We start from the raw sequence: 15,772 nt of genomic DNA, 5'->3' as shown, positions 1-15,772 counted from the left end.
TCATCTATGATCAACCTCAAAAAGCATTAATAATATTAAACTAAAGATGAAAACCCTTGTACCTGTCGCCGAATAACCTCATCACCAATACGTGTTTTATAAGATAATGCAAGTGGTCTTAACATGAATGGTAGATCTTTGGTGACTTTATTACCTGCAACGCCAGTATTGCATTCCTGTACTTCTTTGTTACCGCTATATAGCAAAACACCTTGGAATAATTTTTTCTCTTCATTCGTCAACTTAGCGCCTGGCTTACTCAAACTATAACCTTGATGATAATTGATAGCTTCCCGCTTGATTTCTGCGTCCAGCATACCTGTTCTATCTTTACCACTTTTGCAATTCCAGCAAGGCACTGCACCAATTTCGTAAGCTAACATCGCGATACGTTGTGCTATTTTATAAGGCTCATTACCATCATAACGATATGATTTTTTCTTCCATATTTCCTTTATCTGCTGACATAACTCTTCTACTTTATGCCTATTACTAGCATGAGGATGTTCAGATAAATAGTGACCTACCCATCCCCCCACTTCATTATTAATAAGATAGTTACACCCTAATATTTGGGCTAAAGCGGTTTTATTTAAATTATCATTTTGGCTGATCACCTTCGGGATGGAAAATGCCAGTTCATTAACGCCAAAGTTGAATATCGCAATATCCAGTTTAACTTTAACTTCTTGGGCTTCGCCTTTCTCATTTTTGATATTCAGTTTGATAACGCCATCGTTATTTAACATCTTCCAAGCAGCAACTTGATCATCAAGCATCCCTTTCTCTTTACCTAAATATGTTAGTAAAGAGGTTGAAGCGATCCGCAATGTCACCTCTTCATGATTTAATGCTCTCTTATACAATTCAGGCTTTGCAAACAGCGCAGCCATCACGACCTCTTTTGCTCTATTTTTAGCGCCTTGTAGACGTGCGGCACTGCGCTCAGGAAGGGCGTAAGGCGATAATACTCCGTGGCGGATCCCACTAAATAAAGTGGATTGATTATTATCTTTAACCTCTGAAAGCCATAAATTAACAGCGTGGGTCGTCTCTTCTGCTGATTTCGAACAAATACCTTTCCCTTTATAGCTGTTGTCACAAAATATCTCGTGATTATCACCACAATATTTCATTTGAGATGCGGGAGTTAAGATAAATGAATATTGGCTATTTCCATAACTCAATGCTGTTTCTATTGTATGCCAATCTTTATTATTAAGATGCCTACTTAGCTCTTTTTGAAAAAGTTTCCCAACATCTTTTAAAGAGATTCTATTATTACTATTGAGCATTTCATGATGAATAATTTTAATTAATTTTTCTTCGAATTTTTTAGCCTGCAACAATTCCCTTGATTGAATTAGTCTGTTTGGTTCACACGTTAACTGCTTTAATTTATCCGATATTGTAGCTAACACTTCCGTGGATAAATCAACGTGTTTCAATATATTTTCTGCGGTACTGAGCAGCTCCTGCTGGAAACGAATAAGATCGCTTTTATTTTGAGTTACTTTAATGAGGTTATTTTTTCTCTCCACTGAACTTTGACCACGAGGTGGTGTTTTTATTGCCTCTCTAACAAGCTTTTGGCTTTTTATTGTGTTGTTAACTGAATCAATATTATAAGCAAATGTCTTACTTAACTGCTCCTGCCCGCTGGATGTGGCATGAGAAATTGATTGTTGGGGTTCATCTGACTTTATTATATAAAACACATGGCTTCTCCATTGAAATAAAAATACTATTCAATCGAGAAATACCTTATAAATATATAAAAAACCGATTGTTTATTTTATTCATCATCACAATTTAAAAATAAGCTCCATCAAATTATTTGAGAGAACTCAACAAAATCCCATCATTGTCTTTAGCCAAAAGCTTAGCTAGGCTTAAAAAAGATAAACGATTATACGATGGAGCATCAAATGCCAAATATTCAATCGGATCACCACAGCTTCTTTATCTTAGCGGATGATAAACAGACTCGTCTTGCTGAAATTACCTTTGTCTATACCGGAGACGAACTCGCTATTATTGACCATACCGTCGTTGATGAAAGCTTAAAAGGGCAAGGTATTGCCAAACAATTGGTCGCAAAAGTCGTTGAAAGAATGCGTTCTGAAAAGCGTAAAATTATTCCTCTTTGCCCATTCGCCAAAGCTATTTTTGATAAAACACCTGAATACCAAGATATTCGCCACTAACCTGTTTTATTGATAAGAGGTAAAAATGAGCATACCGACCCCGAAAAATAACCTAGATTTCCAGCACATTCATGCACGTATCAAAGATGTTGGTGGGATCCCTGTCGCAAGGGTATTACCAACAAAACAACGGCGTTTAATTGGTGCTTGGTGTTTTCTCGACCATGCGGGCCCGACTGTATTTAAAGGTGACTCTGCTGGTATGCGCGTCGCGCCTCACCCACATACTGCACTGCAAACCTTCACTTGGATGCTTGAAGGCGAAATTCTACATCGGGACAGTTTAGGCTACGAACAAGTGATCCGCCCGGGCCAAGTAAATTTAATGACCGCAGGTAAAGGAATTAGCCATTCCGAAGATACCTATGGAGAAAACCGCCATTTACATGCCGTACAACTATGGATAGCACTACCAGAAGCCGTGAAAGATATGCCCCCTCGCTTTGATCATTACCCTATTTTACCCAAATGGTCAGTTGGAGATATCGAATATCAATTACTCATTGGGGAGTATGATTCTTATAAAGCCCCCACATTATCGTTTTCTTCTTTATTAGGCTTAGATATCACCACCCGCAATAATCACTCATTATCACTAACGCTACGCCCTGAATTTGAATATGGCATTTTTGTTATCGAAGGGGATGCGATTATCGATTCACAGCGCAGTCATCACAATGAGTTGATCTATTTAGGCCAAGGCTTGTCGCAAGTCTCACTACAACTTTCAGCCAATAGCCACATTCTATTATTAGGTGGTGAGCCTCTGAATGAATCTGTTTTGATGTGGTGGAATTTTATTGGTCGCACAAAAGCTGAAATCACCGCAGCCGTTGCAGAATGGAACCAAGGTAGCCCTCGGTTTGGTAAAGTTATCAATGATGAACGTACGCCGACACCATCCCCCTTAATGCCATAAATATGCCAACCAAGTCGGTAAAAATGTTTATTCAATAAGTTTGATATTTGTATTGAAGTTATATCCATCAAAGATAATAAAAAGGTAGCCAATGAAGTTGCGCTACCTTTTTCTTTAAAACAAGTTAGCTCGCGGGAGTAAAGTAAATCGGAGAACCAGGACCTACGGGTAGTCCGAGTACAAATACCCAAATCACAAAGAACAGTGACCAGCCAATAAGGAAAATGATTGAATAAGGCAACATCATAGAGACCAATGTACCAATCCCGGCATCTTTCTTATATTTCACAACGATAGCCATAATTAAACCAAAATAACTCATCATTGGAGTAATAATATTGGTTACCGAGTCACCAATACGGTATGCCGCTTGGATTGTCTCTGGTGCATAACCCGCTAACATTAACATTGGCACAAAAATAGGTGCAGTCACCGCCCACTGAGCAGAAGCAGAGCCTATCATTAAGTTGATAAAGGCACAGATAATAATAAAGCCAATAAACAGCACACCACCATGTAAATCGATACTGTTTAAGAAATTGGCGCCTTTCACTGCGACCACTTGCCCGATATTTGTCCAACCAAAGAAGGCAACAAACTGTGCAGCAAAGAAAATAATAACTAAATATAATCCTAGAGTACTCATTGCGTTTGCCATGGCATCTACGATATCTTTATCAGAGCGCATGGTTTTAGCGACATAGCCATACACAATGCCTGGGATCGCAAAGAAGATAAAAATGAATACCACAATGGATTTTAAGAATGGTGAATTACTGACTAATCCGGTTTCTTGATTACGTAAAATACCATTTTCTGGCACGACCATAAGGGCAAGTATGGCGGCTAATCCCCAAAAGGTCACCGATGCCCAAAACAGCGCTTTTTTCTCAAGTGGGGTTACTTCAGCATCAGCACGTAATTTATCTTCATCTTCATCAACACCGCCACCTTGGTAAGGCCCTAATTGTGGTTCAACAATTTTTTCAGTGATGAAATAACCTAAAATAGTGATTAGGAATGTACTGGCAAACATAAAATACCAGTTCGCTTCTGCCCCGACTGTATAGGTTGGATCAATAATTTGCGCAGCCTGCTGGGTAATACCAGAAAGCAGTGGGTCGACAGTACCTAATAATAAGTTGGCAGAATACCCCCCCGAAACCCCTGCAAAGGCAGCGGCAAGACCTGCTAGCGGATGGCGACCAAGTGAATGGAAGATAATCGCAGCCAGTGGGATTAGTACTACATAGCCCAATTCGGCGGCAGTATTTGACATGATCCCCGCAAACACAATTGCCACTGTCGTTAGCTTACGCGGTGCTTTGATAACCACTAAACGCATCGCCGCAGATAAAAGCCCAGCTCGTTCGGCAATCCCAACCCCTAATAAGGCAACTAACACCGTGCCAAGAGGAGCAAAGCCCGTAAAGTTAGTAACAACATTAGAAAGGATTTTACGGATACCTTCAGCGTCTAATAGACTGACAACATGAATAACCCCATCCGCAGCACGCCCTTTTGCCCCTTCTGGACGTGGATCAGCAACGCTGACTCCAAAATATTGACCAATTGCTGAGGAGACCAATAAAATTGCAGTTAAAATAATGAATAAAATGACTGGGTGAGGTAAGGCATTGCCTAACCATTCCACCGTGCGTAACAAACGGCTCCCATCTTGTTTTTTTTGTTCCATATTTTCTCCTTATAAACAAGAGAAATGGACATTACACAATGTTTTGCCATTTAGCTATTTTCAAAAATATAACGCTGATTCAACAATTTATTTATTTTTAGATTGAAACCCCATCCCTATTAAAATTTAATCATAAAATATAGAATTAAAAGTCATCATGACTTAAATAAATAATTAATTTAACCTTTAAATAAAAAACACCGATAATTAATGAAAATGTGGTTCAGATAACAGTTTTTCACTATTTACTGAGTAATTTATTCTCTTTTTAAGCGTTAAATAGCCTGACTTTTGGTCTTTTTAGTAGAAAATCACCTCCAAATATCCGTATTCATGATTAGGTTTTCCCTACTAATTACACAAAGAATAATAAACCATGTAATATTTTTATTTCCCTATTTTAGCTATCTTTATGCCATCGCTGTTATAATCAGCTTATCCTTTTCAACTAAATAAACCATTATGTCTGTTATTGATGATTGGGCAGAACGCCATATTCAAGAAGCGTTAAATAAAGGTGAGCTAAAAAATCTGAAAGGCGAAGGACAACCGCTTTTACTTGATGACGATAGCCAAGTTCCACCTGAATTACGAGCGGGTTATCGTATTTTAAAAAACTCAGGGTATTTGCCCCCCGAATTACAGTACCGAAAAGATGCACTCACGTTGGTCGATATGCTAAAAGGGCTTGCTCATGATGATCCTAATTACCAGCCTCTAAGTAAGCAACTTTCTTTATTAGAGCTCAAACTTAAACAAGCGAATATCAATACTGATTTTTTACATGGTGAGTATGAAGCGCATATCCGCCAGCGTTTTAAACCTGAATAGATAACTTGATAGCTCCTGTTCGATATTCCATAGGAGTTTTACCATAGTATTGGCGGAATGCTTGGCTAAAAGCCGAGTGTGAATCATAGCCTACAGACAATGCAACTTGCTCGATTGAATTCGCCGTCATCAGCAAGCGGCAAGCCGCTTCCATGCGCCTTTGTACAAGTAATTGCATTGCGGTGAGTTGTGTCGCCGCTTTAATTTTCCGTTGTAGCGTACTTACTGACATACAAAACGCATTCGCCATATCTTGGCAACTGAGTGGAAGATGTAAGCGTGCATCAATCCATCGGGTCACCCCATCAATCCACTGCTCTTCAGGTTTCATTTGAGCAAGCAGCAATTTTGCAATGGTCGTATGTTGTTCGAGGGGTTGAGGAAACCGCTGCAACCAATTTAATAGCCCAATAGCAGCGGGAGTTAGCGAAAAAGACATTGCTTTGTCATCAAGTGCCCATGGAGACGTGCTTGGCATCTCTAAAACATAATTTTGGTTGCCTGATAGACCGCTAAATGCATGACTTACACCAGGTGCAATGACCACACCATTTCCCGCCGCTAATAGAAAATGCTGCCGATGCATATTAATTTCCATGCCCCCCGATAACGCAAAGACAACCTGCCATTGCTCATCGTGTTGATGAGAAATCACATCTTCGGAATATTGGCGATAATGTAATTCAGGCAATAACAAAAGCGCACTCCTCTTTACTGGTAATAGGAGGAGTATAGCCCTTTTAGGGGGAAAAATGCACTTGATCACTTAGGCAAGTAATGCCCCGTTAGGCAACGGTAGATTAAATTCAGCAAGTACTATCGCCCCTTTTTCATCCGGTGCACCTGTGATCAAAACCTCTGATTTAATACCGGCAATACGTTTAGGCTCAAAATTACAAACACATAAAACTCGTTTGCCGATCAGTTCCTCAAGGGTGTAATTTACAGTGATCTGTGCACTTGAGCGCTTCACACCTAATTCACCCAGATCGACGTCCATCACGTAGGCGGGTTTTTTAGCTTTACTGTTCACTTCTGCTTTAATAATTGTGCCAACGCGCATTTCAACACGAGTAAAATCATCCCATTCAATGAATTGCATAAACCTTACCTGAACTTAGTTATTAATAGACTTTTAGGCTAACACAAAATTGAAATAGGCTTTTATTGCTAAACACGCATTTTTTGTCGCCAAACTGTCATGGAAAATGATACAGATTGATTGGTCGATTTTATTTTAGTTATTCAGATAGTTATAAGTACTATAAACCGATAATAACCTGCCTGCTTTTGATTACCCACCATTTTTATATATCCAGAATTGGCTTTATAGAGTGATAAAGCGCTAAAATATATCAGCGAAGCATCCATTCACACTAGAGAAGGTTTAATTATGTCGAATCAATATAAAATTGGTGTCATCGTTGGCAGTCTACGCACAAACTCATACAACCGCCAAGTTGCAGAAGCCTTAGTGAAGCTTTTCCCTGATCATTTCACATTTAACTTTCTCGATATCAGTGAGCTTCCTTTATATAACCAAGATGCCGATAAACAGCTACCCAGCGTTGTCGCTAACTTTAAATCACAAATTGCCGAGTGTGATGGGATTATTTTTGTCACGCCTGAATACAACCGTTCAATCCCGGGTGTATTAAAGAATGCGATTGACCACGCATCGCGCCCTGCGGGGAATAATTCATGGAATGGTAAACCAGCAGGCATTTTAGGGGTATCAACAGGCAATATCAGTACTGCAATTGCGCAGCAGCACTTGCGTATCTGTCTAGCATCTTTAAATATGCCAACCATGAATCAACCTGAATGTTATTTGAAATGGTTTGAAGGTATGGTTGATGAACAACATAATTTTGCGCCGAAAAGCCAAGCATTTATTCAGGCGTGGGTGGATACTTATTGCCAGTTTGTTATCCGAAATGTTGCCAACTAATTGAGTGATATAAGAATAAACAACATCTACTTTTATCGGCTATAATCCGTATTAACAACAAAAAAGCACCGTAATTATGAAGTACTCCCATAACGTTGGGGGCTTCATTACGGTGCCTTTTGGTTTGATTAACGTCCTGCTTTTAACTTCTGGAAATACTCTTCATAAATAATGTTGGTATTGCCAACATCACTTTGCCATTCCCCTTTTTGCAATACCTCTTCACTTGGATAAAGAGACGGGTCATTAGCAATTTCCGGTGGTAGCATTTTCTTCGCTTCAAGGTTTGGCGTTGGGTAACCAATAGATTCGGCAACTTGTGCTGCAATATCAGGACGTAATAAGAAGTTGATCAACTTATGTGCCCCTTCAGGGTTTTTCGCATTGGCTGGAATAGCTAAGCTATCCATCCAGAAAATTCCCCCTTCTTTTGGCCAAATCACTTCAATCGGTAAACCTGCTTGGCGAGCAACAAAGGCTGAACCATTCCACAGCATGCCGACATCAACCTCACCTTCGATAAACGGCGTTGCTGGGTTATCAGAGTTAAATGCAAGGATATTTGGACGTAGTTTTTGTAACTCTTTATAAGCCTCTTCAATCTCTTTAGGATCGGTTGTGTTACCTGAATAACCGAGTTTTGTGAGTGCAACTTGGAATACTTCTCGTGCATCATCCATCATTAACAGGCTATTTTTATATTCAGGTTTCCAAAAATCGGCCCAAGAGGTGATTGAGCCTGGGTCAACGGCCTCACCATTAATACCGATCCCCGTCGCTCCCCAAATATAAGGAACGGAAAAATCATTTTGTGGATCGAACTCTTTATACAGTAAATTCGGATCTAGGTTTTTAAAATTACTTAGTTTTTGTTTATCGATTTTTTGTAGCATCCCCTCTTTACTCATTTTAGAAATAAAATAAGTAGAAGGAACGACCAAATCATAAGCCCCTTCTTTATAGGTCTTAAGCTTGGTGTACATACTTTCATTTGATTCGTAGGTGGAGTAAATCACCTTGATCCCAGTTTCTTTAGTAAATTGCTCTAATAAACCGGGGGGAACATATTCTGTCCAGTTATAGAAATACAGTACGTCTTTATTTTCGTCTGCGGCGGTTGCCGTGCCAATACTTGCAGCCATTAAGCCAGCCGCTAGTAGATAGGACCATTTTTTCATTACTGAGCATCCCTCAACAAAGTGTTTTCTTATACTCGCCATATTTCAAGTGACCATTAATGACTTTATTTAGCCGCTAATCGCTTGAATTATCTTGCGTATATATATCGTATAAGCTCATCTAGAGCTCACCCTCTTCGCCAAATGGCATTAAGTATGCGAGCTACCGAACCCAATAGCTCGCGACATTTACAACACAAAAAATTATTTGAGCTATTTCGAAAACTTATCTCTCATCACCCACTGGCTCAAACAGACTAATACTAGCGACATGATCAACAATACAGTCGCCAATGCGTTAACCTCTGGGGAAACGCCCACTTTTACCATCGAGTAGATTTTTAGCGGTAAAATTTCATAGCTAGGGCCTGTAACGAAGGAGGAGACCACAACGTCATCCATCGATAAGGTAAAGCTTAATAGCCAGCCTGCCACGACCGCAGGAAACGCTAACGGCAGGATAATTTTACGTAAAATAGTAAACTCACCCGCACCAAGGTCACGCGCTGCCTCTAGCATTTTCACATCAAAATCTTTCAGCCTCGCATAGACGGTAACCACCACGAAAGGTAGACAAAAAGTAATGTGTGAAAACAGTAGCGACCAAAAACCAAGCGAAACCCCTAAAAGCATAAACAATACCAGTAGAGAAATGGCCATAACGATATCCGGCGACATCATCACAACAAATAACATACCACCGACAAAGGGTTTCCCTCTAAAACGATAACGAAACAGTGCAACTGCCGTTAACGTACCGATAATTGTCGCAAACGTGGCAGAAATAATCGCCATCGTTAATGAATGTCCTGCCGCTTGCAACAAACTATCGTTGTTGATTAACAGCTCATACCATTTGGTTGAAAAACCTTGCCAACTGATCCCAAAACGCGATTCATTGAACGAGTTCACAATCAAAATGATAATTGGAATATAAAGATAAGCGTAGACGATGGCCATAAAGCCACCTCGTAACGTGCGACCGATCATTCTTCATATGCCTTTTTATTCAATAGCTTAGCAGCTCGGTAATACACATACAGCAACAGCCCCATCATCACCGTTAAGAAGATGCTGGTTGCCGCACCAAACGGCCAATCGCGAATATTTAGGAACTGGCTCTTAATAACGTTCCCTATCAAGAGGTTTTTCGCTCCCCCCATCAGATCCGCAACATAGAACAGCCCCATCGCTGGCAGTAAAACAAGTAAGCAGCCGGCGATAATCCCAGGCATAGTCAATGGAATAATTATCTTCACAAATGTCTGGAGTTTGTTAGCACCGAGATCTCTTGCGGCTTCTAAGTAAGACTTATCCAACTTTTCAATACTGGAATAAAGCGGCATGACCATAAAGGGTAATAAAATATAGATAAGCCCTAACACAACCGCTTCAGGTGTATACATCAGACGTATCGGCTTATCGATAAGCCCTATCCACAGCAAGAAATCATTCAAGTACCCTTTCGTACTCAAAAACACTTTTAGCCCATAAATGCGAATTAAAGAGTTAGTCCAGAAAGGCACTATCAACAAAAAGAGCATTAAAGGCTGTAGGCGTTTAGGTAATTTCGCCAAAATAAAGGCAAAAGGATAACCGATAACTAAGCAGAAGAAAGTGGCGATCAGCGCCATATTCAACGAGTGGAGCATCACCTCAGCATACATGGGATCAGACAAACGGATGTAGTTATCCCATGTAAAGATCATATCAACAAGATTGGTATCACTGCGTGTTAAAAAGCTCGTACCAATGATCATGATGTTAGGCAAAAATACAAAGAGTAATAGCCATGCCACCACGCCCGTGATAATGACATTTTGTAAGATCTTGTGTTTACGCCTGATCATCCAGTACCACCTCCCAGCTTTCAACCCAAGTTACAGCAACTTTTTGGTTTAAGGAGTGGTCTACATCTGGGTCATCTTCATTGAAGAATTCGCTGACCATGATGATTTTGCCATCTTCCATCTCTACCACAGAATCTAACGTCATTCCCTTATAGTTACGTTCACGCACATAACCGATTAAACCGGGATAGTTTTCTGCATCGTTCACCTCTTCTACGCGCAAATCTTCCGGGCGTAATAAAACATGAACCGATTGGCCTTCTTGGACAGGTAAAGTGGTAAAAATGTCACATTCATGCCCTTCAACATTGGCACGAATACGTTGTTCATCAATGCGATATAAGACTTTTGCATCAAAAATATTGATTTCACCAATAAATTGAGCCACAAAGAGGTTTTTAGGCTCTTCGTAAATTTCACGCGGCGAGCCATCTTGCTCAATTTTGCCTTCACGCATAACAATAATACGATCTGACATTGCAAGGGCTTCTTCTTGATCATGGGTAACGAAAATAAAGGTGATCCCCAATTTACGTTGCAGCGCTTTTAGCTCATTTTGCATCTGCTTACGTAGCTTATAATCAAGTGCGGATAAAGACTCATCCAGCAAAAGGACTTTTGGACGATTAACGACGGCACGGGCGATCGCAACGCGCTGTTGCTGCCCACCAGAGAGTTGATTTGGTCGACGTTGTGCAAAATCCTCCAACTGCACCATACGCAATGCTTGATCAACTCGCTTTTGGATCTCGTCAGCAGGGGTTTTCTGCATACGCAAACCAAAAGCAACGTTTTCAAAAACGGTCATATGCGGGAACAGAGCGTAGCTTTGGAATACCGTATTCACAAAACGCTGCTCAGCAGGGATATCTGTAATATCCTGACCATCAAGAATAATTTTGCCTTCATCAACATCTTCTAGGCCGGCAATTAAACGTAGAACCGTTGTTTTGCCACAGCCAGAAGGGCCTAAAATGGTCAAAAACTCACCATTTTGGATGGTTAAGTCAAGCTCGGATATAATTTGTTTGCCATCGAAAGCTTTATTAAGTGCTTTCAATTCGACGAGTGGTGTCAGAGAGGTTGTCTCAGTCATTTATGCTACACTCTATCCCTATGAATAATGCAGATAGAACCGCTACCGTTAAAGACTGTGTAAGCTTATCGGAGATTTACTCTTCATACTTCCCCAGCAAAGCCCAAAACCAGTAGCGCCATTTAAATTTCATTAAGTGGTGCATGATAAACACTGTTTGTGTAAATTGAAAGCCATTTTCAGTACTTTGTTTGCATTTCATTATGAAAACGCAATGAAAGAATTCCCTTTGTCATAAAAACAAGCCACTTAACCATAGTTACACTAAGCAATAAGCCATTGTAAAACAACATAAAGCCACACTTAAGTTAGCTTTTCATTGTTCATAACAGAAAGCAACAAAGTATTTGTTATAGTTCAATAAAATATAGGCTAGAACAATCGAAAACATCCAAACATTAAAAATAAAACTGATATCGATTTGGTCATATTCTCATGCCATTTTTACAACTGAATGTCAAAAATAGATAGCCGATAATATTCATCACATATAACCAAAATAAACCGATGTTTATTATTCTGTGACCTTCGGCAAGTTTCTAACTTAAATCAAATGTAATATCGATAATATTAATCGAAATCATATTATTCACCACATCTCGTTGAATATAATCATCTTATCAAGATAGACACGCGATATTTATTATTTCTAATGTGTGCTTATTTTGGTCTTTAACAATTTATATAACGCTGAGGGCCGCTTTAAAGTGCATCTATAAAAATAAATATGCCCTCACTGAATCTATTAACGATATTCCATTGAATTGATATGTGAGTGAACAACATGCCTAATAAAGAGTTTTTCTACCAACCCCTTTATCCTTTATCTGAGGATAAGACTGAATATTACCAATTAACGGATAAATATGTTTCTGTAGAATCCTTCGCAGGTAAGGATATATTAAAAATTGAGCCAGAGGCATTAACCGTGCTTGCCCAACAGGCTATTCATGATTCTCAATTTTTCCTAAGAACTGCACACCAAAAACAAGTTGCCGCCATCTTGTCTGATCCTGAAGCGAGTGAAAATGACAAATACGTGGCTTTACAACTCTTACGTAACGCTGAAATCTCAGCGAAAGGTATTTTGCCAAACTGCCAAGATACTGGCACAACGACGATTGTTGCTAAAAAAGGCCAACAGGTTTGGACTGACTGTAATGATGCCGAGCTATTATCTCGTGGTGTTTATCATGTTTTCCGCCAAGAAAACTTACGCTTTTCACAAAATGCCGCCTTAGATATGTATACAGAAGTCAATACAGGTACTAACTTACCTGCTCAAATTGATATTTTTGCTACCGAGGGGGATGAATACCATTTCTTGTTTGTTAATAAAGGCGCAGGATCAGCCAATAAATCGGCACTATTTCAAGAAACCAAAACGATTTTAGAACCAAACAAGTTAACAGCATTTCTTATCGAAAAAATGAAGGCATTAGGAACCACTGCTTGCCCTCCATACCATATCGCCTTTGTGATTGGTGGTACTTCAGCAGAAGCAACATTAAAAGCAGCCAAGCTTGCTTCAACGAAATATTATGACAATCTGCCTACATCCGGTAATGAACACGGCCAAGCATTTCGAGACATTGAATTAGAAAACACCCTACTTGAAGCAACTCGTCATTTTGGTTTTGGTGCACAATTTGGTGGTAAATATTTTGCGCATGATGTCAGAGTCATACGCTTACCTCGTCATGGAGGCTCCTGCCCAATTGGCTTGGCCATTTCATGTTCTTCTGACCGTAATATCAAAGCCAAAATCAATAAACAGGGTTTATGGATTGAAAAAATGGAGCAGAACCCAGCCCAATATATCCCTGAATCTTTACGCCAACATAATGAAGCTAAAGTGGTTCACATCGACCTCAATCAACCGATGAAAGCTATCTTAGCAGAGCTCAGTAAGCACCCTGTTTCAACCCGTGTTTCACTCAGCGGCCCACTCATTATTGCTCGTGACATTGCCCATATGAAACTGAAAGAGCGCTTAGATAAGGGTGAGGAACTACCACAATATTTTAAAGATCATATGGTTTATTACGCGGGTCCTGCTAAAAAACCAGAAAGTAAAGTTTCTGGCTCTTTAGGCCCCACAACGGCGAATCGCATGGATCCGTATGTTGATTTATTCCAATCCCACGGTGGTAGCATGCTCATGCTGGCAAAAGGTAATCGCACCCAAGTGGTTACTGATGCTTGCAAAAAATACGGAGGATTCTATTTAGGCAGTATTGGTGGTTCAGCAGCAATTTTAGCGCAAGAGTATGTAAAAAGTTTAAGTTGCCTTGAATACCCTGAATTGGGAATGGAAGCCGTCTGGAAAATGGAAGTTGAAGGATTGCCAGCCTTTATTTTAGTTGATGATAAAGGCAATAATTTCTTCGAACAGGTACAAGACCAAACATGTAAAAAGTGTATTAAATAATCAAAAAAATAACGGCGACCTACTCTATGGTCGCCGTTTTTGATGCGATAAATAAACAGGTATCGTCGCTAATAATAATTTATTCGTACAACTGTTGAGGCATTAAATTTCCCCGTATTTACTGTTGGCGCAACTTTTTTAATTGATGCTGTATAATTACGTGTTACTGAAGTGCTGCCTGTCGCTAACGTACCGAAAAACTGGAAATAGTTGAACTTCATTCGATTATTTTTATCGTCAAAGAGCGTTAAGTTTGTACCATTTTTCAAGTCAATCGCATATTCTCCATTAAGCTGTTCAGTCGTTTCAAAATTAATATTCATTGAGAAATTATCTAAACAACCTCTTTTCACCGCTTGTACTTGGAATTGTTTTTTAAATTCTTTCCCTTGGTTAAGATCCGTTACCATTAATTGCCCAAAATCAATTTGTTGTGATTCTGGAAACACTTTAATATCGGCTCCGCATTTCAAAAAACGGATCCCACGTAATCCTGAAATTGAATATCTTAGGTTTTTAGCTCCAGGCGTAGTATTAATCCCCCCACTGCCATCAAATTGGAAAACCGTAAATTGGTTATCCCCATTATAATTCCCCGATGGTGGAACGACCCCCGTCACTTTAATATACAGGGTGAAAGTCACAGTGACCGTCACACTTTGGCCTTTACGAATAGGATTTGTGCCTAAATTGACACGCTGCTGATTTCTTTCTAACTGTTCCCCCTTGTAATTCGCCCCCAACAATAGCCCTGCACCAATCTTTTGGGAGGTCGGGTTAAAATACATATGAACAACGTCAACCGCGTTACCTAATACGTTATTGCAATAAACGGTCACCGTCATTGGGTCTGATTGCCAGATAATAGTATTTGCTGGTGTATCTGCTGGAATGGCTAATTGTCCAACAGGAACCGGAGGTTTAATAACATCACCTGTACCATATTCCACGCAATCTAATGCAAATGCTTTTGTGCTAAAAAATACCAATAACAATAAAAGCGATAATCCACTGTGCTTAATAAATCTGTGTATCATGAGTTATACACCTTATTAAAGATAGGCAATGCTCAACATAATTTGTGCTTTGATATTACCTATGGTTAAGTCTTTCCGAGGAAGGTAGCTTTCTAACATTGAGTAAAGTGTAATTTGCTGATTATCATCGAAATAAATAGAGTAATTGCGATATTCTCCATTAGGTACAATATTGCCATTTTTATCCATTAATCGGATGCCATATCCTTCTAATATCGTCTTGCCGCCAAATAAATCACGGTCTGAGCTTTTTGTTGGCTCAGAAATAAACATTAGCCGAACAACCGGTTTTCTATCATCACGATTAAAAGAGGGAAAAATGCAATCATCAAATTTTAACTTGATCTCTTGCTTAGGGCTTCTATCCCCTATTTCATTAAAGAAATTCAGAGAAATTGGTCCTAAATCAATATTTTGATCCAATGAAGAAAAACTGATCTTACAAGGCAATGAAATGACTTGCCCCGTAAAATTAAGATCGCCCTTCATCATGCTGCTATCGGCATAAACCCAGCTACTTAGCAGCAAAGAAATACAAAGGCTTATTGATATATAACAATTTCTCATTGCCAGCAC

At 39.5% G+C, this 15,772-nt stretch carries 15 protein-coding genes; 5 read left to right on the top strand and 10 right to left on the bottom strand.

Features of this window, described 5'->3' with window-relative positions; genetic code table 11:
• Nucleotides 1-35: 35 nt before the first annotated feature.
• Complete coding sequence (locus M1E93_RS15450; protein WP_169342387.1) at nucleotides 36-1,718, bottom strand: inositol phosphate phosphatase SopB; 1,683 nt, start codon at nucleotides 1,716-1,718, stop codon at nucleotides 36-38.
• 198 nt (nucleotides 1,719-1,916) lie between these two features.
• Here M1E93_RS15450 and M1E93_RS15445 point away from each other — a divergent pair, with 198 nt between their 5' ends.
• Together M1E93_RS15445 and M1E93_RS15440 are read left to right on the top strand one after the other, a co-directional pair.
• Nucleotides 1,917-2,207 (top strand): GNAT family N-acetyltransferase, encoded by a 291-nt coding sequence (locus M1E93_RS15445; RefSeq protein WP_004917316.1) that lies wholly within the window; start codon nucleotides 1,917-1,919, stop codon nucleotides 2,205-2,207.
• Nucleotides 2,208-2,232: 25 nt separating this feature from the next.
• Complete coding sequence (locus tag M1E93_RS15440; RefSeq protein WP_014657413.1) at nucleotides 2,233-3,126, top strand: pirin family protein; 894 nt, start codon at nucleotides 2,233-2,235, stop codon at nucleotides 3,124-3,126.
• 124 nt (nucleotides 3,127-3,250) lie between these two features.
• Here the strand turns inward: M1E93_RS15440 and M1E93_RS15435 are convergent, their stop codons facing one another.
• Nucleotides 3,251-4,822: an AbgT family transporter gene (locus M1E93_RS15435; RefSeq protein WP_060561449.1), complete on the bottom strand. Its 1,572-nt coding sequence runs from the start codon at nucleotides 4,820-4,822 to the stop codon at nucleotides 3,251-3,253.
• Nucleotides 4,823-5,284: 462 nt separating this feature from the next.
• On the opposite strand from M1E93_RS15435, the gene M1E93_RS15430 reads away from it, so the two are divergent.
• Nucleotides 5,285-5,653 (top strand): DUF1992 domain-containing protein, encoded by a 369-nt coding sequence (locus M1E93_RS15430; RefSeq protein WP_004917323.1) that lies wholly within the window; start codon nucleotides 5,285-5,287, stop codon nucleotides 5,651-5,653.
• Here the strand turns inward: M1E93_RS15430 and M1E93_RS15425 are convergent.
• Both M1E93_RS15425 and M1E93_RS15420 read right to left on the bottom strand, forming a co-directional pair.
• Nucleotides 5,640-6,350, bottom strand: a complete 711-nt coding sequence (locus M1E93_RS15425) for a helix-turn-helix transcriptional regulator (RefSeq protein WP_104873198.1) — start codon at nucleotides 6,348-6,350, stop codon at nucleotides 5,640-5,642. The genes M1E93_RS15430 and M1E93_RS15425 overlap by 14 nt on opposite strands.
• A gap of 69 nt (nucleotides 6,351-6,419) precedes the next feature.
• Nucleotides 6,420-6,755, bottom strand: a complete 336-nt coding sequence (locus M1E93_RS15420; RefSeq protein ID WP_004917327.1) for a tRNA-binding protein — start codon at nucleotides 6,753-6,755, stop codon at nucleotides 6,420-6,422.
• 291 nt (nucleotides 6,756-7,046) lie between these two features.
• On the opposite strand from M1E93_RS15420, the gene M1E93_RS15415 reads away from it, so the two are divergent.
• Entirely contained in the window at nucleotides 7,047-7,604 is a 558-nt protein-coding gene (locus M1E93_RS15415) for an NADPH-dependent FMN reductase (protein WP_072502733.1), read from the top strand.
• Between the two features lie 128 nt (nucleotides 7,605-7,732).
• On the opposite strand, the gene potD is transcribed toward M1E93_RS15415, so the two are convergent.
• The 4 genes from potD to potA form a co-directional block, all read right to left on the bottom strand.
• On the bottom strand, nucleotides 7,733-8,782 hold the full coding sequence (gene potD, locus M1E93_RS15410) for a spermidine/putrescine ABC transporter substrate-binding protein PotD (protein WP_014657409.1): 1,050 nt from the start codon (nucleotides 8,780-8,782) through the stop codon (nucleotides 7,733-7,735).
• Nucleotides 8,783-8,995: 213 nt separating this feature from the next.
• Nucleotides 8,996-9,772 carry a spermidine/putrescine ABC transporter permease PotC gene (gene potC, locus M1E93_RS15405; RefSeq protein WP_004917333.1) on the bottom strand — a complete coding sequence of 259 codons (777 nt, stop codon included), beginning with the start codon at nucleotides 9,770-9,772 and terminating at the stop codon, nucleotides 8,996-8,998.
• Nucleotides 9,769-10,632, bottom strand: a complete 864-nt coding sequence (gene potB, locus M1E93_RS15400; protein ID WP_004917336.1) for a spermidine/putrescine ABC transporter permease PotB — start codon at nucleotides 10,630-10,632, stop codon at nucleotides 9,769-9,771. Before potB ends, potC begins: the two co-directional genes overlap by 4 nt.
• The gene (potA, locus tag M1E93_RS15395) at nucleotides 10,619-11,728 is read right to left on the bottom strand and encodes a spermidine/putrescine ABC transporter ATP-binding protein PotA (protein ID WP_004917339.1); all 1,110 of its coding nucleotides are present in this window, start codon (nucleotides 11,726-11,728) and stop codon (nucleotides 10,619-10,621) included. The genes potB and potA overlap by 14 nt, the downstream gene beginning before the upstream one ends.
• Before the next feature lie 784 nt (nucleotides 11,729-12,512).
• Between potA and M1E93_RS15390 the strand changes: the two genes are divergently transcribed.
• A complete protein-coding gene (locus M1E93_RS15390; RefSeq protein ID WP_004917343.1) occupies nucleotides 12,513-14,159 on the top strand; it encodes a fumarate hydratase in 1,647 nt (548 codons plus the stop codon).
• Between the two features lie 68 nt (nucleotides 14,160-14,227).
• Here the strand turns inward: M1E93_RS15390 and M1E93_RS15385 are convergent, their stop codons facing one another.
• Together M1E93_RS15385 and M1E93_RS15380 are read right to left on the bottom strand one after the other, a co-directional pair.
• Nucleotides 14,228-15,196: a fimbrial protein gene (locus M1E93_RS15385; protein WP_004917347.1), complete on the bottom strand. Its 969-nt coding sequence runs from the start codon at nucleotides 15,194-15,196 to the stop codon at nucleotides 14,228-14,230.
• Between the two features lie 15 nt (nucleotides 15,197-15,211).
• Nucleotides 15,212-15,763, bottom strand: coding sequence for a fimbrial protein (locus tag M1E93_RS15380; RefSeq protein WP_014657408.1), 552 nt, complete (start codon nucleotides 15,761-15,763; stop codon nucleotides 15,212-15,214).
• Nucleotides 15,764-15,772 lie beyond the last annotated feature (9 nt).

Source organism: Providencia sp. PROV272 (assembly GCF_049901975.1).
Taxonomy (GTDB): Bacteria; Pseudomonadota; Gammaproteobacteria; order Enterobacterales; family Enterobacteriaceae; genus Providencia; species Providencia stuartii.
Note: the sequence above shows the minus strand (reverse complement) of the source record. Positions and strands in the feature narration are given on the sequence as shown.